23 protein-coding genes and 2 pseudogenes are annotated in these 25752 nt (G+C 42.3%); 3 read left to right on the top strand and 22 right to left on the bottom strand.

Translation table 11 applies throughout. The features are described 5' to 3' along the window. From ACFIMW_RS02275 to ACFIMW_RS02185, 19 genes are all read right to left on the bottom strand, one after another. Complete coding sequence (locus tag ACFIMW_RS02275) at window positions 1–1623, bottom strand: hypothetical protein (protein WP_375667061.1); 1623 nt, start codon at window positions 1621–1623, stop codon at window positions 1–3. Further along, window positions 1616–2197, bottom strand: coding sequence for a phage protein Gp27 family protein (locus tag ACFIMW_RS02270; protein ID WP_375607968.1), 582 nt, complete (start codon window positions 2195–2197; stop codon window positions 1616–1618). The genes ACFIMW_RS02275 and ACFIMW_RS02270 overlap by 8 nt, the downstream gene beginning before the upstream one ends. Further along, window positions 2160–2516 carry a hypothetical protein gene (locus tag ACFIMW_RS02265; protein ID WP_375607967.1) on the bottom strand — a complete coding sequence of 119 codons (357 nt, stop codon included), beginning with the start codon at window positions 2514–2516 and terminating at the stop codon, window positions 2160–2162. The genes ACFIMW_RS02270 and ACFIMW_RS02265 overlap by 38 nt, the downstream gene beginning before the upstream one ends. Beyond that, on the bottom strand, window positions 2513–2827 hold the full coding sequence (locus ACFIMW_RS02260) for a DUF2730 family protein (protein WP_375607966.1): 315 nt from the start codon (window positions 2825–2827) through the stop codon (window positions 2513–2515). Before ACFIMW_RS02260 ends, ACFIMW_RS02265 begins: the two co-directional genes overlap by 4 nt. Continuing rightward, a complete protein-coding gene (locus ACFIMW_RS02255; protein WP_375607965.1) occupies window positions 2824–3039 on the bottom strand; it encodes a hypothetical protein in 216 nt (71 codons plus the stop codon). Before ACFIMW_RS02255 ends, ACFIMW_RS02260 begins: the two co-directional genes overlap by 4 nt. Next, window positions 3032–3370: a hypothetical protein gene (locus tag ACFIMW_RS02250; RefSeq protein ID WP_375607964.1), complete on the bottom strand. Its 339-nt coding sequence runs from the start codon at window positions 3368–3370 to the stop codon at window positions 3032–3034. The genes ACFIMW_RS02255 and ACFIMW_RS02250 overlap by 8 nt, the downstream gene beginning before the upstream one ends. Next, window positions 3363–3650 carry a hypothetical protein gene (locus ACFIMW_RS02245; protein WP_375607963.1) on the bottom strand — a complete coding sequence of 96 codons (288 nt, stop codon included), beginning with the start codon at window positions 3648–3650 and terminating at the stop codon, window positions 3363–3365. The genes ACFIMW_RS02250 and ACFIMW_RS02245 overlap by 8 nt, the downstream gene beginning before the upstream one ends. Continuing rightward, window positions 3647–4228: a glycoside hydrolase family 19 protein gene (locus tag ACFIMW_RS02240; RefSeq protein ID WP_375607962.1), complete on the bottom strand. Its 582-nt coding sequence runs from the start codon at window positions 4226–4228 to the stop codon at window positions 3647–3649. Before ACFIMW_RS02240 ends, ACFIMW_RS02245 begins: the two co-directional genes overlap by 4 nt. Window positions 4229–4315: 87 nt before the next feature. Continuing rightward, window positions 4316–4723 carry a helix-turn-helix domain-containing protein gene (locus ACFIMW_RS02235; protein ID WP_375607961.1) on the bottom strand — a complete coding sequence of 136 codons (408 nt, stop codon included), beginning with the start codon at window positions 4721–4723 and terminating at the stop codon, window positions 4316–4318. Between the two features lie 6 nt (window positions 4724–4729). Beyond that, on the bottom strand, window positions 4730–5347 hold the full coding sequence (locus ACFIMW_RS02230) for a gp16 family protein (protein ID WP_375607960.1): 618 nt from the start codon (window positions 5345–5347) through the stop codon (window positions 4730–4732). A 23-nt stretch (window positions 5348–5370) separates the two neighbouring features. Further along, window positions 5371–5994, bottom strand: a complete 624-nt coding sequence (locus ACFIMW_RS02225) for a DUF3164 family protein (RefSeq protein ID WP_375607959.1) — start codon at window positions 5992–5994, stop codon at window positions 5371–5373. Then, entirely contained in the window at window positions 5978–6256 is a 279-nt protein-coding gene (locus ACFIMW_RS02220) for a hypothetical protein (RefSeq protein ID WP_375607988.1), read from the bottom strand. Before ACFIMW_RS02220 ends, ACFIMW_RS02225 begins: the two co-directional genes overlap by 17 nt. Further along, window positions 6256–6531 (bottom strand): hypothetical protein, encoded by a 276-nt coding sequence (locus ACFIMW_RS02215; protein ID WP_375607958.1) that lies wholly within the window; start codon window positions 6529–6531, stop codon window positions 6256–6258. Before ACFIMW_RS02215 ends, ACFIMW_RS02220 begins: the two co-directional genes overlap by 1 nt. Continuing rightward, entirely contained in the window at window positions 6528–7559 is a 1032-nt protein-coding gene (locus ACFIMW_RS02210) for an AAA family ATPase (protein ID WP_375607957.1), read from the bottom strand. The genes ACFIMW_RS02215 and ACFIMW_RS02210 overlap by 4 nt, the downstream gene beginning before the upstream one ends. Before the next feature lie 346 nt (window positions 7560–7905). Then, window positions 7906–9885, bottom strand: a complete 1980-nt coding sequence (locus ACFIMW_RS02205; protein ID WP_375607956.1) for a transposase domain-containing protein — start codon at window positions 9883–9885, stop codon at window positions 7906–7908. Continuing rightward, window positions 9882–10340 carry a hypothetical protein gene (locus ACFIMW_RS02200; protein WP_375607955.1) on the bottom strand — a complete coding sequence of 153 codons (459 nt, stop codon included), beginning with the start codon at window positions 10338–10340 and terminating at the stop codon, window positions 9882–9884. Before ACFIMW_RS02200 ends, ACFIMW_RS02205 begins: the two co-directional genes overlap by 4 nt. Then, window positions 10337–11347, bottom strand: a complete 1011-nt coding sequence (locus ACFIMW_RS02195) for a ParB/RepB/Spo0J family partition protein (protein WP_375607954.1) — start codon at window positions 11345–11347, stop codon at window positions 10337–10339. The genes ACFIMW_RS02200 and ACFIMW_RS02195 overlap by 4 nt, the downstream gene beginning before the upstream one ends. Continuing rightward, window positions 11347–11745, bottom strand: a complete 399-nt coding sequence (locus tag ACFIMW_RS02190) for a hypothetical protein (protein WP_375607953.1) — start codon at window positions 11743–11745, stop codon at window positions 11347–11349. The genes ACFIMW_RS02195 and ACFIMW_RS02190 overlap by 1 nt, the downstream gene beginning before the upstream one ends. Before the next feature lie 195 nt (window positions 11746–11940). Continuing rightward, window positions 11941–12234: a helix-turn-helix domain-containing protein gene (locus ACFIMW_RS02185; protein WP_375607952.1), complete on the bottom strand. Its 294-nt coding sequence runs from the start codon at window positions 12232–12234 to the stop codon at window positions 11941–11943. Window positions 12235–12386: 152 nt separating this feature from the next. Between ACFIMW_RS02185 and ACFIMW_RS02180 the strand changes: the two genes are divergently transcribed. From ACFIMW_RS02180 to ACFIMW_RS02170, 3 genes and pseudogenes are all read left to right on the top strand, one after another. Then, complete coding sequence (locus ACFIMW_RS02180) at window positions 12387–12917, top strand: helix-turn-helix domain-containing protein (RefSeq protein ID WP_375607951.1); 531 nt, start codon at window positions 12387–12389, stop codon at window positions 12915–12917. Window positions 12918–12997: 80 nt separating this feature from the next. Next, on the top strand, window positions 12998–13528 hold the full coding sequence (locus ACFIMW_RS02175) for a helix-turn-helix domain-containing protein (RefSeq protein WP_375607950.1): 531 nt from the start codon (window positions 12998–13000) through the stop codon (window positions 13526–13528). Between the two features lie 1165 nt (window positions 13529–14693). Next, window positions 14694–14861, top strand: a pseudogene (locus ACFIMW_RS02170) (integrase); the annotation flags it as partial. Between the two features lie 254 nt (window positions 14862–15115). On the opposite strand, the gene ACFIMW_RS02165 reads toward ACFIMW_RS02170, so the two are convergent. From ACFIMW_RS02165 to ACFIMW_RS02155, 3 genes and pseudogenes are all read right to left on the bottom strand, one after another. Further along, a complete protein-coding gene (locus ACFIMW_RS02165; RefSeq protein ID WP_375614064.1) occupies window positions 15116–15238 on the bottom strand; it encodes a hypothetical protein in 123 nt (40 codons plus the stop codon). A 447-nt stretch (window positions 15239–15685) separates the two neighbouring features. Beyond that, a complete protein-coding gene (pncB, locus tag ACFIMW_RS02160; RefSeq protein WP_375607949.1) occupies window positions 15686–16972 on the bottom strand; it encodes a nicotinate phosphoribosyltransferase in 1287 nt (428 codons plus the stop codon). A 131-nt stretch (window positions 16973–17103) separates the two neighbouring features. Further along, a pseudogene (locus ACFIMW_RS02155) lies at window positions 17104–25673 on the bottom strand (GH36-type glycosyl hydrolase domain-containing protein). Window positions 25674–25752 lie beyond the last annotated feature (79 nt).

The following is a 25752-nucleotide window of genomic DNA, read 5'->3' as shown; positions in this document are numbered from 1 at the left end:
TCAATAAATCTTTGATCGCATTGTTGAAAAAAAAGGCGTTGAAAAGAGCGAGCTTTCATCAAAATGATAAGCCTCTCTCACAGGTGTATAATCATAAATTTCAGGAGTTTGGCGGCTGGCAAAATAAGCCAAAGTGCAAGCAATCGCGCTATCACCATGGCGCATAAAACCGTCACTGCCTTTAAAACGGTGATTGTCTGGAATTTTCACAATGCCATTGACATAAGCAAGCGCTTGATGATCGGCAACAATGTCACTATCGCGCGGCAAAACAATCGTCCCATCCCCAAAAGCTTCTAAATAAGCCGGCATTTCCTTGCCATACCAACTTTGTGACAAGGGAACTTCCTTCACAAGAGCTCCATAACGTTGCGCCGCTTTTTCGGCTAAATAAGCCCCATTGCCCCGCGCATCTAACGCGCCGCCCATCAAACGCGGCAAACCATTCACCCCATAAAATAAAATCTCTCTTTGTTGATCAAACGGCGTATTGCACAATTCCACCATAAACCGTACACGGCGCACCAAATCTTGTCCCACCTCCATCACCACAATGGAGGTGGCATCACCACTGCGGGCAAAATCAACGCCAAAAACATGTTGGCGCCGCCGGTCAAGCCCAGCATGAAGAGGTTTTATATGCTTCTCACACCAAGCAAAAGCAGCAACACTTCGTTGATGTTCCGATTGATTTTTAAAATCATCCACACAAGCAAAACGCAACACCGCAATACCCGGAACACAACAATTTTCAATCTGCAAACGTGTTAAAGCCGCCCCTTCTTGATCGGCTGGTATGGCATCTAATTCTTGGCGCATAGCAGCCAAACGCACCCCATAAGAGGCACGAATTTGCTCTTCCCATTGTTGCTCAGATGCTAAACTCCACACCTCCCCCTTCATGGCACAAACCCGTTTAAACAAGCCATTTTTAACAGCAACACCAAAGGGGTAACAATGCACCGAAAAAGGCACTTTGCCTGCTCGTGCTTCACGGATCAATTCATTGAAAGGATTGAGTACACCATTATGGGTGGAGATCACACGGATTTTTCCTCCCCAAATGAGCAAAGCATTGACAGCATCCAAAACAGCGCGCACATCTTGATGAAACGCCGCCTCATCAATCACTACAATGCCCTGTAACCCCCGAATGTTTTCAGGGCGGCTAGAAAGCGCCTCAACCCGAAACCCCGAAGCAAAACGCACCCGATAAGCAGAGATATATTTCGTTGAACCATCCGCCCTTTGATCAGAGAATAAAAATTCCTCCACATCCCCACTGTGGCTTGTAATGGCTCTGGCAAAATTGCTCACATAGCCAATAAATTCACGCCCCTTGTCTCTGGTGTCACCAATATAAAAAACATTATCGCCCCCTGCCTTAACGGTTGCCGCCGCAATAAGAGTATCATCCAAAGCTTCAGCAAAAGTAATACCGGTGCGCCGCCCCTTTTCCACCAATTTTAACGGTGATTTATCCTCAATCCATGCCCGTTGATGCGCCATCAAAACGCCTTCCGCTAAGGGATCACTCTCTTTGGGAAAAGCACTTTTCCGCCAAATATCAAAACCACCTTGATGATCAAAGACATGACTTTTTGAAAAGGGCTGTTCAGCCATGTTTTACCCCCAACACCTGCGCACGTATAGCCCGCGCTGTTTCTTCTGAGAGCCCCGCCGCTGCTGCTGCCACATCAACCGCTTTACTTGCTTTAGTGGTAAAATCCTTCTCTAATCTTTGCCGTCTGGTGGTCGACAAATGTTCAGCCGCCAAAACCCCTTTGAGCGCATTGGCTAATTCTTGTGCTGCTTTTGGCGAAAGGTTTTTCCCACTGCTCAACGTTGAAAAAATCAACTCCTTAATCGCTGCCGCCGTCAAAAGAGTGATATTATCAGAAGCTTTGGCATCAAAACGCTTGGAAAGGCTTGCGGCAATTTCTCTTGTCTGTTCTAGGCGCCGTGACATCACGGCTAGCCGCAAAGAATAACGATTAAAACTCGAAAAGGAGGGTATAGAAAAGCTTAAACCCGTTTCCTTTCGTAAAGCCTTCAAAGCTGCTTTAAATTCATCATAAATGGCTTTTTGCGTCTTTTCACGCCTGTTTAAAGCCTCAGCCGCCTCTGCAATGATTTGATCACAAGCTTGCGGCAATAAATCAATCGCCGTTAAACGTCCACGCCCGACCTTGCGCATCCTTCACCTCATATTTTATTGATGAACGTTTAGGCCGCTTAATCCCCTCAATGGAAAAGCTTCGGTCTAAATGACGTGCTCCCCGTTCTGTTAATGCCGCAAGAAAAACCGAACCCACACATTTTAACGTAACAGCACCTTGATCTTCCATCCATGCCAGTTCATTATGCACAAAGTCGCGATCGCGCCTGATGCCATAACTGTATAAAAGCCGCTCAATCATCGCACTCGATAAAGTTTCACTGCGCTCACAAGCAAGCCCTTTTAAAATAATCAACCGCGCTTCTTCACGGATGATTTTATCCATATCTGCTTTCATTTCTTGGCATTCTCCAACAAAAACTCTTGCAAGCGCTCACCAATGGCTGCCACCGGTTGTAATTGTGCAGAAAGCGTATTGAGGCGACCATTCAATTTCTCCATATTTACTTCCAATCTTTGCAGCGCATCACGATCAGGCAAAAAATCCATCTCTGTTTCTAACTTTTGCACACGCTCTTTAAGCGCCGTGATATCTTTCAGCATTTCCCGCGCACCGGAAGAAAAATAGGCTCTCAAAACCCCACAAATCGCAATAACCGATAACAATAAAGACAACCAGCCATTGGCAACACTGATATCCAAGTTCACTTAAAAGTCCCCTCTCTTGTGCCTAAAATCGCCCTCTCCGCAGCTTTTCTGCGCTGTTCACAAATCAATAAAGCAGCACGATCACGCCCCCAATAGTGCACCACTTCGCGCGCATTCAAAGCACGCTCTGGCAATAAAGCTGGGCGGGAACACGCCATGCGAACAACAGGCGGCAATTCAACCGATAAAAAATGATAAGAAAGGCTACCCACCGGCTTGTGTGTTGAGCAAGCGCACACGCTCAAGCCCAATGCCACCGCCAGTAACCGGCAACTTCCCATTGACTTCCTCCATTTTGATAAGCTTTTGTTCTAAAGCAGAAATCACCCCTTGCGCTCGATGCTCAGATTCCAACGCTGCTTGTCTTTGTCGCTCTTGTACAAGCAGTGCACGCGCTGAAGCCTTGGCAATCTCCAACTGCCAATACAAATCACGCGCCTTTTCCGCTTTTAAAATTTGCGCTTTCATAAAGCCAAAAGCCGCCAACATCACACTGACAAAAAAAAGCAGACCAAAAGACAGTTTTGAAACAGGGCTAAACATTGCTTTTATCTCCCCACCCCGTTATCTCCACCCCATCATAGGAGCGGCTATGCCGCTTATGGGAATGTTTCCTATTAGAAAAATCCATAGAACCAAAGCCACGATGCACCCCCAGATTGCCAACAATAATCGCCACCATCGAAGGAATAGAAATGCTCGCCATATCAACAATATGCGGAGCCCCCCACAAACCACCAGAAACGAGCAAAAAAATAACCCCCCAAGCAAACCAAAAAGACCACCATAAATAGAGCCTAGAACCACGATAAGAGGGCTTCATGCTTTCACCTCGCCTCCAAGCCCCAAAAGCTTTTTGGCGCGGTTCAAATAAATCAAACGTTGCACAAGTCCATTCTTGCCCCCATTGATCGCCTTGGTAATCCTGAGATAATCATCTTGATCAGCCAGCCTATTCAAGCCTTTCATTTGCCAAAACCAAACAGCAGACCAAAGCGCTGCTGGAAACTTTTCCAGCTCTTCTGGAAAATCTTCACAATCAACCGCTTGTTTATCGACTGAGCACCAAAACCTCGTAAAACGGCGATAATTATTGCGCCCCGTCAACTGGATCAAACCACGCCCCTTAAAGCGCACCCCATCACCAGGGTTGATATTGCCTAAATCACGCCGCCCCTCATAAGCACGCCCAGAGGCATATTCACAAACGGTAAAAAAGCCATCACTCTCATGCGCACATTGGCTTAAAAAATGCGCAATACGCAACGGTGTTGTGAGTGCCCCATAGGATAAAGCTTCAGGCAACACGCGTGCCATTTCAACAATAATAAAATCTTGACGCGCATGATGCGCCAGTTTAGGCGCAAGGCGGTGAAGAAAAGAAGCATCTATTGAAATCATAACAAACCACTCAATGCATAAAAACCCATGCGCAGTTTATCGAATCTCCACCCCCCAATATAAGCCTGACACTGTCAGTCAAAACTCTCAATACTCATAAAACTCTGGAAATAACGAACCTTGTGGTTCTTTTGAAAAAATTTTCTTCTTCAAGCGATAGGCTGTACGCACATGCATACCAGAAACAGCAGCGGCAGCATCCACCGACCAGCCTTTTTGCAACGCTTGCACCATTTTTTGCCGCCGTTCAGCATCTCTGCCAAGGGGGATAAGAAGGCGCACTCCCGAACCATTAAAACAAAAATAGTTGATCAATTGCTGCGCTTCTTCAAACCCAACAATCTCAATCAACCAATCCGCACTCTCAAGACGCCCAGGTATATAAACTTCTCGTCCACCAAAAGCCCGCATCATATTCCATGCTGCTTCACTGCCCGCAACATCAGCTATTTTTCGCAATAAGGCAGGAAAATCGCTATAGACTTCTTCTTGCATACATGCTTACCCCTCGCTTTTTACACTTTTACGGATTTTCCGCCCCCAAACATTCATCACTTCTCTAAAATCGCTCCCATTCATCTCGCCCAAAACTTTACCACTTAACGCCATAACACTTTGATAAAAAGCACCAAGCTCAAACACAGCATCCGGATTTAAACACTTCCATTGGGCACACAAAATGGAAATGCTTGGTTTCTTCCTCCATGAATCTTCGCGGTTTTTCCCTCTCCAGTCAACCCCACCCTCACGCTGCAACCAACCTTTCAACGCCTCAATGGCTCTGCATGCATCATCGCTATCGCGTAAAAAACGAATATGATCAACGCCTGTCTGTCTTTTCACAAAGGCAAGCAACGCCTTATCTGAACGATCACGGATAATGCCAAGATTCCACCCAGCAATCCAGAGCGCCTGGAGCTTCTTGGCATATTTTCCCTCTAAACGCTTCACATTCGGCTCAAAACCAAACGCTTTCATTTCAGCGACGACTAAACGCTTCTCTAAAACACTCAAATCTTTTGCCGATTGCTTGCCTGTCAATCGAAAAAGCAGTGCGCGATAGGTCTCATCATCAAGACCTAACGCGCGTTTGCCCATATGAATAGCCGCTAAAGACATGGTATCCCCTTATTATCTCCCTTTTATGTCTTGGCTAAATCAAGCGTCACAGCCCGCCAAGGGCTTTCCAATGTATCGCGCTCATAAAAACGCACATATTCCTTAGATGTCGTCACACGGATCGCTTCACGAATGGCACGCATCGCCTCTTTCCAGCGTGGATCATCAATATCCAAACGCAGCAACATAAAGATTTCCCCCCGATTCACCTTACCTTCTTTATCCGTATTAAAAGCACGTGTAATAATCGCACGGATTTCAGGGCGTGCATCCGCAGACCACTCATTCAAACACTCATCAAGAAGGCTTTTAGCAATTTGCAATTGCGGTCCAAAATCAACACTTTCCTGAACTTGCACCTTAATGCGTTGCAAACCATCAAAGCTTGTATACGTGCAATTGCCCTTTTTGCCACGCCGCTCCACACCATATTCTTGCGCAAGAAAGCTATCAAAACCACTCAAATCCGCAATCGTATGGCTGTTAAAACGTGCAATCCTTGCCGATAATTCTTTCGCAAAACCCATAATTTTGCGCACCGTTTCATCCTCAAGCAAATCCGCAGGGCGGATTAGGCTTACTGGCACCAAAGCCCCTTTCGCATCCTTCATATAACGCGTACCTTCAAGTTCAATTTGTGGATTCATCACCAACTTCCTCCTGTATTTTTTGAAACCGACGAAACGGTAAAATAGAACCCGATAAAGGGTCATATCCCGCTTTCAATTGCCAACGACACCGCATAAGCTCATGACCTAAAATATGATTATAGCCCGCGAGACGACGCAAATAATCATTCAATTCTCGAACATCTTTCGCACTCAGAAAAATGCCCTCCATTTCATGCTTGAGTAAAGCAGAACGCAAAGCAACCAAGCAATCTCTCACCATATAAGGGTTCCGTTCCATCATTTTCCGCCTCCAAAATCCATATGAATAACCGTTCCTTTCTCACCCTCATCACTCTTGGCATGAAGCGCTTGGCTACAACGTAAAGCTTCCACAACTTGGCCTTCCAAAACCGCATCAGCCTCCCCCAAACGGTGAACACTCAACTCCAATTCAAGCAATAACGCCAAATCAACACACAATTTAAGCTTTTCTCCAATATCAAAACCGCATTGATAATCGTCATAAAGACCAACAAGCGTATCGGATAATTCTTTGTCGCATAAAGGGATCATGCCAATTCCTCCACGTCACGGTTTTTCCATGCCGCTTTGACATGTTTAAGGGTCACCTCACACCCATCTCCAAGCGCTGCCATGCATGCCAACATCATGGTTTTGTCAATTTGCCGCAAAGCTCCTGCTTTCAAACCAATTCCCGTCAAAAACTTTATCGTACCAACATCTTCAATCCCCCAATCATGAATGCGCGCTGCAATATCCTCACTATAGGGCTTGCGACGCTTCAAATGCATCGCCAATCGGCTTTTAATTTGCGCATAAGAGGGACCATTTTGACGATGAACCAACCGTCCAGAGATTTCATCATTGCCAACCAAAGCCAACCCCGTACCATTGATATCAACAAAGTGGCGCAACTGATTAATCGCTTCATCCGTTAAATTTTGCGCCTCATCAACGATCAACAACGTGCCACTGCCCACGCGCTCTAACTTTTTGCCAATAGCACGCGTTAAGCGGGTGGGATTATATTCCACCACCTCCAATTCTGCTGCCATATCATTCAAAATACCATGAACACTACGCGTATGCGGGCTTGCTGTCACCAGATAAACATGCGGGCGGGTCGCGCGGTAATGGCGGCAGGTTTCGGTCTTACCACTGCCCGCATCAAGCGTAATCATCACCATATCCCCCGTACTTTGCGCCAGTGTTAAAGTATCAATGATCTCACTAGCAATTCGATTCCTCTGAAAAGCCGGCTTTTCAGGAATGCGCTCCAAAAACCCCGCTGTTTCCTTTAAAACCTCAACCCATTGTTGAACCTTCGCATTTTGCTTCCCCAACTGTCCCGCATAACTGCCCGCATACCATTGCGAAAACGTCCCATCCGGCATGCCTATGCGCCGCGCCACTTCCGCCTTAGACCAATCATTCATTTGCCCCAAAGCTCTCACTGAATCCACAAGCTCATTCCATAAAGCAATGTCATCACTGTTGCGGTTTTGTGCTGTTCCATTGGGCTGAATTTTAGGTCGCGCCCAAGGATTTTTATCGACCGTTGCATTTATCGCGTTTTTCATGTATATTCCCCTCTCGTATTGATTTTAGACTGTTGATAAGGGGAATGGCTCAAACCTGCCCCTTATCTTTTGTCTTTACAATGAACATTTAAAGCCGTACGCGATACTAAAACGGCTCCCTTACAAATTCCCCTCTCTTTCTCACACATCGGGGAACTTGCTAACTCCGCGTATCTCACCCTATCAGGCAAAGATACCTAGAAACTTCATGTATTGATTAGACTTTGAAATGGATAAGATTCCTCCCCCCCTTTCTTTGTTAACGCTTCAAGCCGTACGCGATACAAAATCGGCTTCCTTTTGAGAATTCTTATAAATCCCCCCTCTCTTTTCCTATTTCCTTATTTTATTGCTTGGGAAACTTGATCACCTCACGCTCTTCATCAGACGCCGAAAGCTTTCTCAAAGCTTTATGTAAGTGTTGACTAAATTCTTGGGCGTCCAAAGCCTCATCATCGTCTGCTTTCAAAGCTAAATTCCCCACGTTGTTTGGCATCAAGCGGCTCACCTTTGGCTTTATCGGAAGCTTCGATTTGAACGCTTCATCCTTTTTCTCAAGGCGACCATAAACATCAGCCAAGTGATCAGGTGCAAGCTTTGCCGCTAGCTGTTTTTCTGCTTTAACAGCCTTCACATATTCTTTACGCAAACGCCCATTCAAGCGCGCCGCATGCTGGTCATAAAAACCTACATCACAAAGGCATGGTGCCAAACAAAGCAACCGATTATTCAAATCATAAACCCGTAAATCTTGATGCAAATTATCCGGATCAAAGCGTACAATCACCTTTTTCCCCGCATGCTCATTCAACGCCCGCGCCCAATAACGATTGCCATAAAAATGGATCTCGCCCGTACCCTTTTGCGCACGCAATGCCTCAGAGGTTAAAAGCCATAAAGCCCGTTGTGCTGCCGTTGCTTGCCGAACTATTGTCCCCTCTGCTTGCAAGCTCTCAGTAAAGGTCTCATCAAAACTGCGCCCCGCACAATTAACCGCCTTACGCCCCGCTTGCGCATTATGCGCCACAATTTGCGCCCCAACATGGGCTTTAAACGCTTCAAATCCTATCGCGCGCTTGCCATAATCTTCAGGCTTGGCATCCGGTTTATTGCCCGTATAAGCCCCCGCACAAAAGGGATGTTTAGAAATCGCTTCTGCCAGATCACGCCATGCCCGCTCAATCGGTTTAGACTGTCCGCTATAAGGGGTGGTCCATTGCAATTGCACACCCAAACTCGTCAAAAGCCCTTGCGGATCATCCGGCTTAATCTTAAAACGAAAGCGGTTTTGCACACCTCCAGAAATCCATTTGCTGGTAAAGGCACGCCCATTATCCAAGGTCATACGCTCCGGTATGCCATAAGCTTCCACCATATCCCCAATCACCAAACGAACGATTTCCCAACTCTCAGCATCCGATAAGCGCCACGATAAAATCTTGCCCGAATAAAGATCTTGAATGGCAATCAGATAAAGCCGCACAGGCTTCTCTCCCCAAGGAACATTCACAAAAACATCCAGCTTATGCCCGTCCATATTCACTGCTTGCAGTGCATGCAGGCTGGAGCGATCACGCCGTTGGGCTGGATAAAGCTTTTTTGCCTTTTCTTCTCCCTCACGCGCTAAAACCACAACAGCCTTAGAAATTTGCGCCTTAAAACGACGCCGCAATGCCCGCTCTGAAGGAATGGGCTCAAAACCCCGCTCCTGCGCAACCGAAACCATGCGCCGATAACACGCCGAAAAAGCAGGTTTAGAGGGGCGCAAATAATCCGAACAAAAAACCTCCCACGCCCCATCATGACACGGCGCAAATTGCGAAACATTCTCCTCACCATAACAAGGCGCTAAGGCTGCCAACCAATCAGGGCGCTCATACCCCTCCACCATCTGCCGCCAATTAAAAAGTGACATCCGGCTCACACCAAATTGCACCGCACTCAAACTTGCCGCATCATGCACACCCATACCAGAAACAAGCAAATCATCCATAAAGCAAAGTGCCTTCAAACGCTCTTCACAGCGCCTTTTATGCGCCTTGGAAAGCCCTTCATAACGCACCCAAATACTTGTCTTTTGTTCCCCTTGCGTTTGTTTCACATCAACACCCACTCCAAACCGCACCAACAATGCCGCCCGCGCCCCCTCCGGCAATAAGGAAATGTGATACTCCCAAACCGGCTTCGTTTTGCCTCCCACTTTCCTCGAAAGTTCAGAGTTTTTTCTCCAATATGCCCGTCCGTGGTTTTCAAGACTTTTATATGTTTTCGGCAACCCTGGCAAAGCTGCCTCAGCCAATTCGGCAATACTAAACCATTCTTTCATGGCTGCCCCCTTTTAATGCGAACCGGCGTTGCGCGCATGGCTTTCAATCGCGCTGCAATCTCCCGCTGTTCCTGCTGCAACCGCGCAATCTCTGCTAAACGCGCCTCATCCCCTTGCAACAGCAACAATCCATCTTCACTCACCACCTCATCCCAGAGCCAATAGGCTTCTGTCGCCCGCACAAATGCCTTAAACCGCAGCAGGGAAATATCCACCTGCTTACTTTCCGCCACATACGCATCCAAACTGGCTTTACTTAAACACCCAATCCCTAAATAATGCGCCATACGCTCCGCAATCACACTGCGCTCATGCCGGCATTCTCTCAAAGCCCGCGCCATCGCACGCTTAATGCGTGAGCGAAACCGCCCTAAATCAATCTGCGCAACGGGTTCACGACAGGGAAAAACCGGCTTTTGGAAAAAATCAAGCTGTTGGGAACCATGCCTCTTCATGACAGCACCTCCCCTCGTTCTCTTGCAAGATAAGCGCAAAACCGCGCCTTTGTCTGCGCATCTGCTCTCTGCCACACCCCTAATAACTGAGCAAAAATCCGTTCCTGTTCATTAATTTGCGGCGGCGTATTAACCCCATTGACCAAATCAACAGCCCGCCGTAAATCCCCATCAACCTGTTGCAAAGCAATCGCCACCCGCCGTTGCACAACCGGCTCCATCTTGGCTAATTTCAACAATTGCGCTTGATTATCCGCCAATGCCGTCCCCCGCAAAACCGACCGCAACTCCGGCTGTAGATGTTGGGCAATTTTCGTTAAATAATGCACTGCACGTTTCGATAAACCAATACGATCTGCCACATGTTCAGCAAAAGGGTAATGTTTACCCAATTGCTCTTCATCATGCAATTGTGCAATGTTTGCACTATTGCTCATTTTAGAAATAGGATCAACTTGTCCCAATTTCTCATCACCGATCAAAGGATCAACTTGATCCTTTGATTTTTCATCCCCTTCACACCCAGTTTCATGGTGCTCTGAAGTTGCATTGCTGTCCCTTTGAGCAATTCGGTCAACTTGACCGAATTGCTCTTTTTTGACTTTATGTTGATTACTACCGTCCCCACCAACCTTAATTTCCCCATACTTCTTTTCCCACAATTCGCGGTAAGTCTGGACAAAAAGCGCACGATCAATAACAGACAATTCATTGCGAAACAGGTTTTCAGCCACTTCTAAAAGCGCAGCATTCTCTTTATCCGCCTGCACCACAACAGCATCAATTTCGCTATAGCCTAAAAGCTCAGCAGCCCTCAGCCGATGCGCACCAGCAATCAGCGTGTAATTGCCCTCTTTAGCATTGGGCGTATGGCGCACCGTAATTGGATTCATCAATCCCTCCCGCACTATTGATTGCGCAAGTGCCTTGGCATGCTCATCATCCACAGGGCGTATACGCTCCGGCACCACAATCACATCAAGAGCAAGCTTTTGAAACTGTGCCATCACGCCCCCACCTTTCTGATCTCTTTAAAGAATAAATCCATCGCACGACCCACCCATCTTCGATAAGCTTTCGCAAAAACGGGTTCTTCTAAACGCCGATTAATCACTTGCAAAGCAAGAAAGATAGCAGTCTGCTGCCGTACTTGCATGGCAACAATACGCCGCCGCGGTACCTCAAACTGATAATGCAAAATATGAATGGCAATTTGCCGCGCTAATATCGCATCAAACAATCCATGCTGAGGATCAATAATATACCGGATCGGTACATGCCGAAAGCCACCACTCACTGCTTTTAAAGAACAGGAAAGCATCATTTGTAACCGTTCAGCTTCTGAATAAGGATTAAAGATTTCTCTTTTTGCCTCGGGCGTCCATAAATTATAAGCTGCAACCATAACCATCCACCATTAGTAAAATCCGCTTACCACCTATGGAAAACAAAACTACCCAAACGGCTGTTCTATGATGCAACTCTATGCAATTTATCTTGCCTATTTCGTATTGATCTTTAGACATTGATAAACCTTTTCATCTTATGGTATTTAAATTCATGGCAAATGCGCAAAAACGGCAAAGCCGTGTAACGAAGTTCAAGCAGCATTACCGCGCAAAGCAGAATGCGCACGCGAATCTGTGTTGGCATGTTTTGCTGCTTTAAAAATACGACGGCGACTTTTGGGGTAGCGGTCGCTAAAAACTTGCTCAACGGGCAAACCGATAAAATCGGCAATAGCGCGTTCGGCTTTCTCGTTAGACCGTGTCCAGATATGTTGAACACTGGATGACGGGAGTTGATACGCTTTCGCGAGCTCCGCCAAGGTCATGTTACGGCGGCGTAGCTCAGCTAAAATACTATGGCGATCCCATTTTTGTGAGGTTGTCATAACTTTCGCTCCTGCTTTAAACGGATGCTCCCACATCCGTTTTTTGTGGGATTAATTGTAGAATATCTGCCCTCAATATCGGGCGGTAATATGAGATATAATGCCAAATTCGGCTTTTGTAAATACCGAAAAAGCATTTGGAGTGATTTTTTTTGGCACGCCCTGAAAAAGAACCTAAAACAGAACTGGCAAAACGATTACGTGAAATACGGCACACCCTTGGTTTCGCGGAGCGTAAGCAATTTGCTAAACATTTTGATATTCCCGAAACAACTATGCGTAATTATGAAACGGGTTTGCAAGAACCCCCTGCATCTATAATGCGAATATATAAAAATCGTTGTGGAGTATCCCTAGATTGGCTCGTTACTGGTGAAGGTGAAATGTTTAGTGACATGGCAAAAGCGAAAGCAGCAGGTTTTAAAGCGCCTACCATCCCTGCTGGTCTCATGAAAAAGCTTGGTCGCATAGCTTATACAACCTATCGCGATGCAAATATAAAACTCCCCCCTGAAGATATAGCGGAACTCGCGGCAGAACTTTATAGAAAACTGCAAGAGCTTGTTCAAAACATCAACGACATGGAAGAGGTCGAAGCGACTTTCCCTCTTCTTAAAATTCATTTAAAGCGTCAAATAGAGGCTGAAAGAGTACATCTAGAAGCTACACAAGATACGGCTTAATGCCTCTCTAAGATGAATGGGGGAAGCTCTTTTTAAAATCCTGTAATTTAAGCTAACCTAAATATGAATAAGGAGCATTTTTGGCACGCCCCGAACTAGAACCTAAAACACCATTAGCAAAACGCCTGCGTGAAATACGGCATACCCTTGGTTTCGCGGAGCGTAAGCAATTTGCTAAACATTTTGATATTCCCGAAACAACTATGCGCAATTATGAAACGGGTTTACGAGAGCCTCCTGCATCTATACTGCGAATATATAAAGATCGCTGTGGAATATCCTTAGACTGGCTTGTCACTGGTGAAGGCGAAATGTTTAGTGACATGGCAAAGGCGAAAGCAGCTGGTTTTAAAGCACCCACCATACCTGCTGGTCTCATGAAAAAGCTTGGTCGCATAGCTTATACAACCTATCGCGATGCAAATATAAAACTCCCCCCTGAAGATATAGCGGAACTCGCGGCGGAACTTTATGGAAAACTGCAAGAGCTTGTTCAAGACATCAACGACACGGAAGACGTCGAGCTTATTTTACCTCTTCTAAAATTGCATTTAAAGCGTCAAATAGAAGCTGAAAGAGTACATCTAGAAACTACACAAGATACGGCTTAATGCCTCTTTAATATGAAAAATGAAAGTGGAAATCTTTTTACATTAAAAAATTTATATAAATTATTGATAAAAAATACTTTTTACTCAATTTTTATAGATTTCCACTTATATATGGAAATCTTTTTTGCTTTTTTGGTCATTTTTGGTTGGTTTTGGAGTCGATTGAACTTTTGGATTGATTTTTTTCACAGGGTCCTCAAAGGCGGTTTTCTGGGCTTTCACAGACTTTTCAAAATTTTTCACAGGATTTTCAAAGACCTTTCAAAGCCTTCTTTCATTTTTACTATGAAAACGCACTTTTTTCTGATTTTCGCTCTTTTTTACAATTTTAGGTGTCAAAATCTATTTTGACAAAACGCACTTTTAATGCTAAATTTTATACATAAAAACAACGAATTATCACGTATTCCTACCTAATCCCACCTTTTCCCACTTAGTACAAAACCTAGTGTCAAACTACATCAATGATACGTTTGTCAAATAATTTTTATTAGAAAAAACTATGTCAAACACGAAGTGTCCATAAAAAGTTTCTTTGTAAGACATGATGGATCACATTCATGAAGAGAAGCATTACTTTGTGAGAAATGCTCGTATGGATCTCTATATATACATCTATATTGAGAAGCCATTAGATGTTATAGTCATTTCTTTCTAACAAGACATCTTATTTGTTTTGATATCTCTTGATGAGGACTTGATAGAATACAAAGCTTACTCAACACCATCTATTTTTATATTTATACAGTTAAAAGAAGTCGGTCTATTATATCAATCTTAATGTTGCATCTGTTTTTAGCTTAAAGATAATTTATAAAAACAACAGAGTTCTTTTTAAATGGTTTTATGCATATGCACATCCTTTTAATAATATGCGAATGAATAAATTTTTTGACTTTGCATAAAGCTTATTCAAAATAAAAATATTATTGCACTCTCTGTTTTTTTAATGAGTCCATGCCATTAAAACTAATGCGTTGATTTATATAGATAATCTTGCGTTATTCATATTGAATTAGAACCCCGAATATCGTAGAATTCTCTCATTGCAAATCTATTCCCTGTTGAATCAATCAGAATCACTTGCTTACACGTCACAAACGGGGATGGCGTGTGGGTAAAACTGTATAAAAAGAAATACCCCCTACCTAATGAGCTGTTTCACGTGCTAAAGTCTGTCGCAACATTGGGAGTTGGCAAATATAATGATAGGGCCGGCCTGTTGCTTCACAAACGTAAAGATGGGAATACTCAATGGCTTTATCATTATACCATTCATGGTCGGCGCCGTAAAACGGGCTTAGGTATCTTAAGAGATGTTTCTTTAAAACAAAAGGTTCTCCAAATCGTGTTATTTACATACTTATTTTAACGAAATATTTCTCAATGCTTTACTCATTATGATGGTAGGCCCATACACGGATAAAGTAATTTTTCCTGTAAAGCGTATAAAATCCATTGAGCACTATCATCCTTGCCTTGCAAAATGCAAACCAATAGTCACCATGCTATTTGTTATTCTCCAATGTTTTCTTATCAATTTCTAATGTTGCAATAGCTCTTAACACTTAAGAACATTCATAAAAGCTATTTTATAGTTTTTATACACAAAGAGTTCCGCTTATGGAGTAACAAGCCAGCCCCATCATTATATTTGCCAACTCCCAATGTTGTGACAGATCTTGCATTAAGACGGTTCATAAGAGCCATTTTTAGTCCTTTCTTATATAAATTTTATCCACACGCCAGCCCCGCTTGTAATGTGCAAGCAAATAGTTTTGATTGATTCAAGATAAGCAGGTTTGAAATGAGAGAATCTTACGATGTTCGCGCGCGCTCATTCAACATGCAAAACAATAATATCCCATTATGCCGTAAAACAATGTTATTTATGACAATAATATAAGGCATGTAAGTCTCCTTGGTATGTTAAGTATTTTTTTATGCGTAGTGAATATTTTTAATTCTTACTCGTCGGACCTGATGTAAGTGAAGCGCATGCATGAGAAGTCAAGCGGAATCAGCTCAACAAGAAGCCGAACTTTTTACAGACCAGCAAAGGTTAAGAACCTTCATCCTTAGAAAGATCAACCTTATCAATAATATGATGAGTTAATATATCCGTTTTAAAGAGCTGGAGATTAGGTCGTTATAAATCTAGAAACGCGTTTCATTACCAAAAAAATTGAGATAACGTTGTACTTCTTCTGGATTACCGATAGTTTTTTCAGCATTATCTGAAAGTTTTACAGCTGGCCGACCACTTGCATGAGTCACCTTACAAACAAGGGAAAGAGCATCAAGTGTTGCAATTTCTTGAGGTGCACAGCCCGTAAAGTCGTTGGTAAGATCAGTTCCCCATCCAAAACTCATGCGCACTCTTCCATGAAAATGATGATAGGTTTTTTCGATTGTATTGACATCAAGAGCATCAGAAAAAATTAAAAGTTTTTCGCGTGGATCTTTTCCTTTTTCTTTCCACCATTGAATAATACGTTCGCCACCTTCAATAGGGGGTGCACTATCAGGTCTAAACCCCGTCCAATCTGCTACCCAATCTGGAGCATCGCGTAAAAATGCTTCTGTACCAAAGGTATCTGGTAAAACAATGAGAAGATTTCCACCATAATAACGGTTCCAATCTTGCAAAACTTGATACGGAGCTCTGCGTAATTCATCATCGTTGTTGCTAAGAGCAGCAATAACCATGGGCAATTCGTGTGCATTGGTTCCAAGAGCTTCTAAATCTGTATCCATGGCGAGAAGGACATTAGACGTTCCAGTAAAAGAATTACCAATGCCTTCTTTTAATGCTTCCACACACCAGCGCTGCCATAAAAAAGAATGGCGGCGCCTTGTCCCAAAGTCAGATATTTTAATATCAGGCAATTTTTTGAGACGTTCAACTTTACTCCACATTTTTGCTTTAGCACGCGCATAAAGTACATCAAGAGCAAAACGATCTAACTTTTTCATAGCAGTACGTGAACGTAATTCGCTGATAATCGCAAGAGCTGGAATTTCCCACATAGAGCTATGCGCCCACGGACCATGAAACTGAAGAATATATTGGCCATCTTTACGGGTTAATTCATATTCTGGTAATTGAAAATTCTCAAGCCACTGAAGAAAATCAGGTTCAAAAATTTGCTTTCGTCCATAAAATGTATTACCAGCGAGCCAGATCATTTCTTTTTTTGAAAAACGCAAACTAAGAGCATGATCAAGTTGGGCACGTAATTCACTCTCATCAATATCATCAGCAAGACGTATTGTTTTAGAGCGGTTTATAAGGGAAAAAGTAACATTGACAGTGGGATAAAGTCCCCAAATCATCTGTACCATAAGAAGCTTATAAAAATCCGTATCGAGAAGTGAACGAATAATGGGATCAAGTTTCCAAGTATGATTGTAAACACGTCTAGCAATATCCGGATGATTCATAACCTTTTTCTTTCAGTCTCATCGAATCTAAAATTATTATGCACCAACACGGTTAATATAGGCGACGCAAGGACTATAACAACTCTACAATTTTGGGCAAGAATAAAAAAGCCTGTTCTCTTTTTTCGTTTTTAAGATTTAATAATACGTAAAATTTCATGCTGACCTGTTTTTTGTAACTTTATCCCTGTATGAACTTCAGTATATTCTTTGCCATTAACATAGAGCATATTTTCAGATCCCCATTTTACTTTAATAGTATAAATGGCATCACAAAATTTCATTTTTGCTTCATATTTTGGCCAAATAGAAGGTAAATGTGGCTGTAAAAATAACAAGTCTCCCTGACGTTGTATTCCAAGAATCGCTTGTGTTGCGGCACGATAAAACCAACCAGCTGAACCTGTATACCAAGTCCAACCGCCTTGACCACATCGTGGTTCAACAGCATAAATATCTGCCGCCATCACATAAGGTTCAACACGATAAGTTTCAGGATCTTGTCCATGATTAATAGGGTTAATCGCAGAAAATAAAGCATAAGCTTCATCGTTTTGTCCCATTTCAGCCAATGCTAAAATACTCCAAATGGCACCATGCGTATATTGACCACCATTTTCTCGAATTCCTGGAGGATAACCTTTTATATAACCAGGCTCGAGTGTACTTTTATCAAAAGGCGGCCAAAAAAGGCGAATGAGTCCACCTTTTTTATCATAGAGATGTTTTAGCATTGATGTCATTGCTTGTTTTTGACGTTCAAGCGATGCCATTTGAGAAATGACAGCCCAAGATTGAGCAATGGTATCAATTTGACATTCATCATTGATTTTAGAGCCAAGAGGTGTTCCATCATCAAAATAACCACGTCGATACCAAGCACCATCCCAACCGTTTTTCTCTAGGGATTTTGTTAAATGTTCAAGATACGTATTCCATATTTGCATATGGTCATTGTCACCACGTTTTTTTGCTAAAGAGATAAATGCTTGTAATGTGTACCCAAGAAACCATCCTAACCAAATGCTTTCGCCTTTTCCTTCCGCACCTACCAAATTCATGCCATCATTCCAATCCCCACCTAAAATAAGAGGGAGACCATGTGGTCCGCAGCGTTTAATGGCAAGGTCTAAAGCTAAAACACAATGTTCATAAACTGTTGTAACCTTTGAGGATTGAGTGGGTTGAAAATAAGCATCCTGTTGCCCACTTTTGAGAACATCACCTTCAATAAAAGGAATGAGCGTATCAAGAAAGGCATCATCGCCAGTGGTATTGACATAAAGAGCTGTTGCATATGCAAGCCAAACGATATCATCAGAAATCCGTGTACGAACACCAGCATTTGTATCAGGCAACCACCAATGTTGCACATCCCCTTCAAGAAATTGGTGCGCTGCAGCATTTAACAATTGGTCATGGGCCAATTGTGGTTCCAGCAATAACAAAGACAAGCTATCTTGTAGCTGATCACGAAAGCCAAATGCACCACTCGCTTGGTAAAAGCCTGCGCGTGCCATGATGCGGCATGCATAAATTTGATAGGGAAGCCAGTGGTTGACCATAAGATTAAAAGAAGAGTCAGGTGTTTTGACTTGGAAAGGAGAAACAAAATCACTCCATTGTTGTTTTTGTTTTATGAGCAGAATTTCAAAATCGCTTGCACGTGCTTGATCAAGTAGTTTTTCAGCTTCTTGCCTATTTTCAGCACTGCCAAGATAGAAGATGATTTCTTTTGTTTGCCCTGGTAAAAGATCAATATCATAGGCAAATGCTGAACAAGGATCACATCCTGCTGCAATGATATTCGAAAGAGCACCAGCTTTACGGATCGCATTTGGATGTGTTACGGTTCCCGTTGCACCGATAAATTCAGCGCGATTGGTCGTCGTACTGGTTGGCATTTCGGAGGCTGATAAAAATGTGACTTGTTGAGATTTTTCGATGTGATAGGGATTTTGAATAAAATGCGCCCCCCATCTAGCCTCATAAGAAAAAACAATAAAGGGGGCATATTTGGTACGAACATTTCCCAAAACCCATTCAACATAATTATAAAGGCGTAAACTGCGTGGTTTTTCCCCTTTATTCGTGAGAATAAGACGTGAAAAGCGAATAGGTTTTTCAGGATCAAGTGTATGGGTCAGTTCTAATGCAATTTCTGAATGTGTCGATTTAAAAGTTGAGAATCCAAAACCATGACAAGCATCATAGACAACATTTTCATCACATTCTACGGTAGAAACGGGTGAAAAACGTTTTAAAGACTGGTGATCAACCAAATAAAGTGCTTCTCCTGGCCGGTTAGACGTTGGATCATTCGCCCAAGGAGTTAATTGATAATCGCGACTATTATTAACCCAAGTAAAAATTGCACCTTCAGCAGAAACATGAAAACCAAACCTGTGATTAGCAATAACATTAATCCACGGATGCGGGGTGGTGGTATGCCCATGAAGACGTATTACATAATGATTATGCTGATTAAAACCACCGTAACCATTCCAATATCTTAGATCTTCTCCATTCGTAGGGAAAGAAGATGGTTTTTGTTGGCTAACAAGACCAATGGAAGCAAAAAGATTTTGTTCCGTTTGTGGTGTAACTTGCCTTCTTTCATTATATTTCGAAGAGTCTAATTGTTCATAAGATCCTTGATAATTTTTACGGATTGCGAGATCAAAATCATTCTCATCAAGCCGTTTAAGCTGTTCAGATAAAGAGCCATTTTGGGCATCAAGAACAATACGCGCTGATGCAAGAAGCGTTTTAAAACTCTGTTCACTTATTTGATCGCGCCGAAGCGTGAAAATATGTTGGCATCCATCTGCTTCTTGCGTGTGGCGACGATAAGATTCACAGACCCATTCAAGAGCACGTTGTGTATTTTGTATATAGGAAAATGCTTGTTCATTGAGAATGACCAAATCAACAATAAGACCGCGCATACGCCAATATTCGTGTGCTTTAAGAAGCTCACGCAGTACAGTTATATTTCCCTCGTTATTTAATCTAAGAAGACAGAGTGGATTGTCTCCTGAAATGGACATGGGCCAAAGATCAGACTGTTTTCCAAGCATTTTTTCTAATATTTCAGAAGGAAGACGCCATGTGCGGTCTGGATAGATAAGCGGTGTTGCATATTTTTGATAAACAATAGCTTCTTTAAGCTGGGTTCCACTCTGATACAGTGCAACTTGTGAGCGCGTCCATGCCATTGAAAGTTCTTTTTGAAACATATCAGGTTGTCGATAATGTTTAATATGATTATGCAACGCTTCTTTTGTATGAGCAGCAAAAGTCCAAAAAATAAGTTCTGCTTTGCCATGGGCTGGAATTTGTACACAGCAGCGCAATGACATAATAGGATCTAGAACACAACCTTGACTGTTACTAAAACGAGTATTTTGGTCAAATGCAGCGGGACGATGAATAGATCGCCCCCGACCAATAAACAGAGAGCGATCTGTTTCAGCTTCGGTCTCTTGGAGAATATCTGTTGTACTAGAAACAAAATGAGCAATATAAATATCAGGGTCGCTAGGTGAGCGTTTACGCCTTTTGGCAAAAATTGTTTTGCCTTCCTCAGCAATTTCTGTCTCTATAAACATACGAGAAAAAACAGGATGAGCACTATCTACATCCATTGTTGCGAGTGCCAGTTCACCATAAGAGGTAACTTCAATGAGTCGATCTTTATTTGTCGTATTCATCAGTTGAAGACGTCTCCCTTCACCACATCCTTCAGATGTAATAAGACATTCAAGTGTTGATTTAATACCATCAACTATTTTTGTATATTCAGCCTTTTCATCTGTAAAAATGCTGATAGCTTCTTCTTCAATAACGCGTGTTGGTTCACCAGTAACAGACCACCAGCGTCCACTATGCGTATCACGTAAGAAGAATAAAGTACCTTGTTGATCTTCTGTTGCATCAGGAATAAAGCGCGTAATCGCATAATCGTGCCAACGGCTGTAACCAGAACCATTAGCTGTTAACATGGTAGAATAAGAGCCATTAGACAAAAGCAAAGTTGCTCGTGGTTTGAGCAACGGATTTTTAATAATACGCAAAGGGGCAGCGTCAAATGCTTGAGACTTATTGCGCATACTATTAACAGCTTTGGTATGAATAATAGGAATAAAATGGGGTGCTCTTTCTTGTAAGAGCAATTGAGTTGCTTCAATAACGGGATTACGGTGAAAACGATCACGCATTCGCCCTTGAAAAATAACATTGTTAAGAGCAAGGATAGACATGCCATGATGGTGCGCATAATAATTGCGTACAACAGCATATTTTTCCCCTATCTTCACGCGTGAAGGGGTAAAATCGACAGAATCATAATAACCATATGTTCCTAAAGCTCCAAGATCACGGAGTCGTTTTAAATTAGCGACAGCGCAAGAAGGTGCATATTGTGCCGCTAGAAGACTGGCATAGGGAGCAATGACAGCATTGCGTGAGAGTCCACGTTGGAAGCCGAGACTTGGAACACCAAAATGAGCATATTGATAGTTCATTAAATGATCGCGAGCATTAAATGCGGCCTCTGAAATACCCCATGGCAATTCTCGTTTATGGGCATATTGTATTTGACATCGAATAATTAATCGATTTGTTTGATCTAGTAGAGATCCTAACGGTTCATGCATCACAAGAGAGGGCATAAGGTATTCAAACATGGAACCAGACCATGATAGGAGCGCACCTTTCCAACCTATCGGTACAAGGAGTCGACCAAGATGAAACCAATGTTTAAGTTTTATATCTCCCTTTGCGATAGCAAAAAAGCTTGCAAGACGTGCTTCTGAAGCAAGCAGATCATAACAATTTTCATCGAGTTTGTTTTCTTGCACACGATATCCAATGGATAAAAGGTGCCGTTTAGGCTGTTCTAAAAAGTCAAATTCCATCTCAAAGGCTATTTGCCGTGCTGCTATAGCCAACTGGTTTAGTTTTTTACATAATTTTTCAGTATCACAATTATCAGTAGCATCATGATGATGAGCGTTGCAGGTGTCGAGAAGGCATTTAGCCCAAGAGAGCGCACGAGCAGATTCTATCGTTTGAATTTTTTGATCAAATTCACCGACTAAGTGCACAATATCGTGGGCTACCTGTGAAAGGTTCATGATGTGAGAAGGGATCGTATTTTCTTGTTCTATAAAAGTGAAGACAGAGTCATGAAAACGAGTGATTTTTTCTTCGATTCTTTGGCGTAAAGGGCGTAAACTGAATTGATGATCTGGAATTTCTTTGACAGTCTCATCAAGAATAGTACAAACATCCAATAAGCCTTCTCGGTCACTTTGAAAAAAAATATGAGGTTTTTCAGCCCATTCACTTAAAGCAGAAGAGAGTGTTACCAAATGACCGGCAAGGTTTCCTGAATCAACGGTTGATACATAAGTAGGTAAAAGAGGTCTGAGTGTATCCGTTTCATACCAATTATAGAGATGACCACGAAACTTTTCCATTTTTGCAAGAGAGCGTAATGTACATTCAATACGGGTGATGGTCTCTTCAACACCAATCCAACCAAAATCACGTGCTGCAATAATAGAAAGGAGATAAACCCCGATATTCGTAGGAGATGTACGTTGAGCTATAAGAGGTTCAGGATCTTCTTGAAAATTATCAGGAGGCAAATAGTTGTTTTGTGCATTGACAAAAGTTCCATAATAAAGCCATGTCCGCCGTGCAATAGAACGGAGTTTTTTTTCATCTTTTGAAGAAAGATAAAGGCTATCTTGAAAGGTTGAAGGTTGACTCACAATCCAAGCAATGAAGGGTGAAAAAAACCATGCTATCCCAAAAGGCAAAGCAACCAAGCTTGCAAAACTATCAGAAAAAAGGGGGAGTGCTATAGTAAGAATACCAATAAGCGATGCTGGTGCCATTGTAAAAACATAGAAACGCAAACTATTGGGTATTGATTTTGTTGCGGCAGAAGTTTTCCATTCAAGAAGATGCTGTTTTGAAATCGTCATACGATAGAGTGTACGAATAATCGCATCGGTCATAAAATACGCCGAATGCGCAAGAAACGTCGTTTTAAGAAATATATCAGCGCTTGTAAGAGCAATTTTGTTCAAAATTAATTGAAAATGTCCACGCAAAGAATGATCTATATTGGATGAGACAAACGTTTTTAATACACATAGAATGGGTGAAATGAAGGAGCTAAACAACAAGAATAGTTGCCAGACGATTGCACTCTTTAATGGCAAAAGAGTCCAGCCTGAAAATGCTGCGATTAACCACATAAGTGGCATGAGAGAACGACGTAAATTATCCTGCATTTTCCAACGCGTTACAAAGCTTATTTGACGAGGAAAAAAAAGATAAGGTAAAAGTTGCCAATCACCGCGGATCCAGCGATGATACCGCATAACATCAATATTATAAGCTGTCGGATAATCTTCAACAATTTCTACGCTACTTACAAAAGCAGTACGAGCATATCCTCCTTCTAAGAGATCATGACTGAGAACAGTATTTTCTTTAATTTTGCCGTAAAGTGCTCGTTCAAATGCATCAATATTATAAAGCCCTTTACCGATAAAGGTACCTTCTCCTAAAAGATCTTGATACGTATCAAAAACAGCAAAAACATAAGGATCAATACCACGGTTGGTAGAAAAAACGCGTTGGAGAATTGATGTTTTTTTTTCTGTTGTAAGAGAAGGAATAATGCGTGGTTGTAAAATGCTATAGCCCTTTACAACCTTTCCACTTTGTGGATCAAAAATGGGATGATTGAGTGGATGGTTAAGCTTTCCAACAAGTTGTGTGACGCTCTCTGGAGTAAGACGTGTATCACAATCCAGAGTCATAACAAAACGGCAATCCATAGGAAGACGTGGATTGGGAGGATAAAAGCTCGTGTTTTTATCGCCTCTTAAGAGTCGATTGAGTTCATGAAGTTTTCCTCGCTTTCGTTCCCATCCCATCCAACATTTTTCGCTTGTATTATAAAGGCGTCGGCGATGTAAAAGGAAAAAAAGCGGAAGTTCATCACGATGATAACGACTATTGAGTTTATCAATACTCTTTTGCGCATAGTGTAATAAATCAAGATCATCTTGCGTTTCTCTTAATGGAGCATCCACCCAATCTGTAATGAGTGCAAAATGAATGGCACCTTTAGGATTGGAAAGATAGTGCACTTCAAGATTGCGCACTTGTTCATCAATATCATCGCGTGATGTCATCAAAGTAGGTACAACAACCATTGTCCGCGCATATCCCGGAATACCTTCTTTATATTCATAACCAATGAGTTGTTTTGATGGGACAAACCAAGAAACAACAGTGTTAAATAAAGCAAAAGCAGCATCGATAGCAGGAAAAAGCGCCAATACAGTAAAGCAAAAAGACATCCATTGTGTCATGCCAGACACTTGTAAAAAAACGTAAATTACAAGCAAAAGAGCAAGCGTTAGAAAAGAAACAGAAACGGCCATGACTCTCAATTTTGAGCAACAGGAAGCGCGTGTCCATTTTATGAGAAAGGGCGGAATATATCCACAAGCCTTTTCAAATATACCACAACCATCATCAACAAGGTACCACCCCACACAAGAATGATGAGGCATATCTTTAGAAGTGGAATTTGCCATTTCTACAACTTTATGTGCAACTTCCAGTTCACTAAGAGGTGAAAAGCGTGAAACTTTTTCAATGACTTGTCGATAAATATTGCGTGAGTGAGCATCAATTTCAGAAAAATCACTATTTTTACGCAAAATAGAATCAACACAACTCACTGTTTCAAACCATGCTGTCCAATCAACATCATCTATAGCTTTAAGAGCACTGATAATATTACCCATGGTCACACCATCTGCTGCTTGTCGGGTGTGTTCATCGGCTGTTGCAATCTCTAAGCTACTGCCTTGGCTTTCCAATTGTTTTTCAAGCCAAGTTAATGCTACGGTTGAATCAATAGATGCACTGCGCAAACGATAAAATAAATGCGCTGAAAAGGTTGGATCAATAGTAAGTGGTTGATACTGCGTAAAAATAGAATGGAGTTTTGGTTTATTTTCTACAAGAGAAATTTTATCAGCCACTTGACTAGCAAGATGACGCATACGCCGCGCTTTTTCAATACGGACTGAAAGACGACGGACATTTTCAATGAGCAGCATCTGCATCACAGAAGGAAGAGCCCACAATTCACCAATTGTGAGCGCACAAACTTCTTGAAATCCATTAATCATAGCAGTCAGTGTTTCTTGTGAAAAACTACTATCAGTATGCGCGATATAAAGCCAAGTTAAAATAAAAATTCGTGGCATTCCTGCTTTTTGTCTAGAAAGAGGAAGTTGCTTTATAAAGGACTTGGGGAGGTTACGGCGTAGCTGTTGTATGGTTTTATCAATGGCGTAATAATTATCAATGAGCCATTGAGCAGACGGTGCGATGGTCTCATCATTTTGGGCAGCAAAATCACTGGTATGAAAGGCATGAAGAATAAGTTTAGCACTTTCATTCAATCTCTTGCGAAAATCTTCTACTCCCTCATATTCAGGGAGTAAAACTTCTTTACCAGAAGCTATATCATGCCCTAAATTATAAAGATCTTCCTGTACTTTATAAATTGCACGAAGAGGAAAATCCGTATTAGTAAAATGATCTTTTCTCTCTGTTTGAGAAAAAAGTATTTTATGAAGGATATTATGCACGCCATGTCCCATTGTTATTTAATTACATCGTTTTTTATTTAAATTGTAAGCATTTTATCTGAATAGTGAACCGTTGATAGACAA

Origin of the sequence: Bartonella sp. AC329YNZD (assembly GCF_042196685.1) — a bacterium.
Lineage (GTDB): Bacteria > Pseudomonadota > Alphaproteobacteria > Rhizobiales > Rhizobiaceae > Bartonella.
Note: the sequence above shows the minus strand (reverse complement) of the source record. Positions and strands in the feature narration are given on the sequence as shown.

Excerpts from the sequence above, each read along its gene's own strand:
- ACFIMW_RS02270 (WP_375607968.1), bottom strand. The coding sequence starts at position 2,197 with ATGCGCAAGGTCGGGCGTGGACGTTTAACGGCGATTGATTTATTGCCG.
- ACFIMW_RS02275 (WP_375667061.1), bottom strand. The coding sequence starts at position 1,623 with ATGGCTGAACAGCCCTTTTCAAAAAGTCATGTCTTTGATCATCAAGGT.
- ACFIMW_RS02220 (WP_375607988.1), bottom strand. The coding sequence starts at position 6,256 with ATGGAACGGAACCCTTATATGGTGAGAGATTGCTTGGTTGCTTTGCGT.
- ACFIMW_RS02225 (WP_375607959.1), bottom strand. The coding sequence starts at position 5,994 with ATGAATCCACAAATTGAACTTGAAGGTACGCGTTATATGAAGGATGCG.
- ACFIMW_RS02200 (WP_375607955.1), bottom strand. The coding sequence starts at position 10,340 with ATGAAGAGGCATGGTTCCCAACAGCTTGATTTTTTCCAAAAGCCGGTT.
- ACFIMW_RS02245 (WP_375607963.1), bottom strand. The coding sequence starts at position 3,650 with ATGAAGCCCTCTTATCGTGGTTCTAGGCTCTATTTATGGTGGTCTTTT.
- ACFIMW_RS02235 (WP_375607961.1), bottom strand. The coding sequence starts at position 4,723 with ATGCAAGAAGAAGTCTATAGCGATTTTCCTGCCTTATTGCGAAAAATA.
- ACFIMW_RS02205 (WP_375607956.1), bottom strand. The coding sequence starts at position 9,885 with ATGAAAGAATGGTTTAGTATTGCCGAATTGGCTGAGGCAGCTTTGCCA.
- ACFIMW_RS02215 (WP_375607958.1), bottom strand. The coding sequence starts at position 6,531 with ATGATCCCTTTATGCGACAAAGAATTATCCGATACGCTTGTTGGTCTT.
- pncB (WP_375607949.1), bottom strand. The coding sequence starts at position 16,972 with ATGAATCATCCGGATATTGCTAGACGTGTTTACAATCATACTTGGAAA.
- ACFIMW_RS02265 (WP_375607967.1), bottom strand. The coding sequence starts at position 2,516 with ATGAAAGCAGATATGGATAAAATCATCCGTGAAGAAGCGCGGTTGATT.
- ACFIMW_RS02230 (WP_375607960.1), bottom strand. The coding sequence starts at position 5,347 with ATGTCTTTAGCGGCTATTCATATGGGCAAACGCGCGTTAGGTCTTGAT.
- ACFIMW_RS02165 (WP_375614064.1), bottom strand. The coding sequence starts at position 15,238 with ATGGCTCTTATGAACCGTCTTAATGCAAGATCTGTCACAACATTGGGA.
- ACFIMW_RS02185 (WP_375607952.1), bottom strand. The coding sequence starts at position 12,234 with ATGACAACCTCACAAAAATGGGATCGCCATAGTATTTTAGCTGAGCTA.
- ACFIMW_RS02195 (WP_375607954.1), bottom strand. The coding sequence starts at position 11,347 with ATGGCACAGTTTCAAAAGCTTGCTCTTGATGTGATTGTGGTGCCGGAG.
- ACFIMW_RS02190 (WP_375607953.1), bottom strand. The coding sequence starts at position 11,745 with ATGGTTGCAGCTTATAATTTATGGACGCCCGAGGCAAAAAGAGAAATC.
- ACFIMW_RS02250 (WP_375607964.1), bottom strand. The coding sequence starts at position 3,370 with ATGTTTAGCCCTGTTTCAAAACTGTCTTTTGGTCTGCTTTTTTTTGTC.
- ACFIMW_RS02240 (WP_375607962.1), bottom strand. The coding sequence starts at position 4,228 with ATGATTTCAATAGATGCTTCTTTTCTTCACCGCCTTGCGCCTAAACTG.
- ACFIMW_RS02210 (WP_375607957.1), bottom strand. The coding sequence starts at position 7,559 with ATGAAAAACGCGATAAATGCAACGGTCGATAAAAATCCTTGGGCGCGA.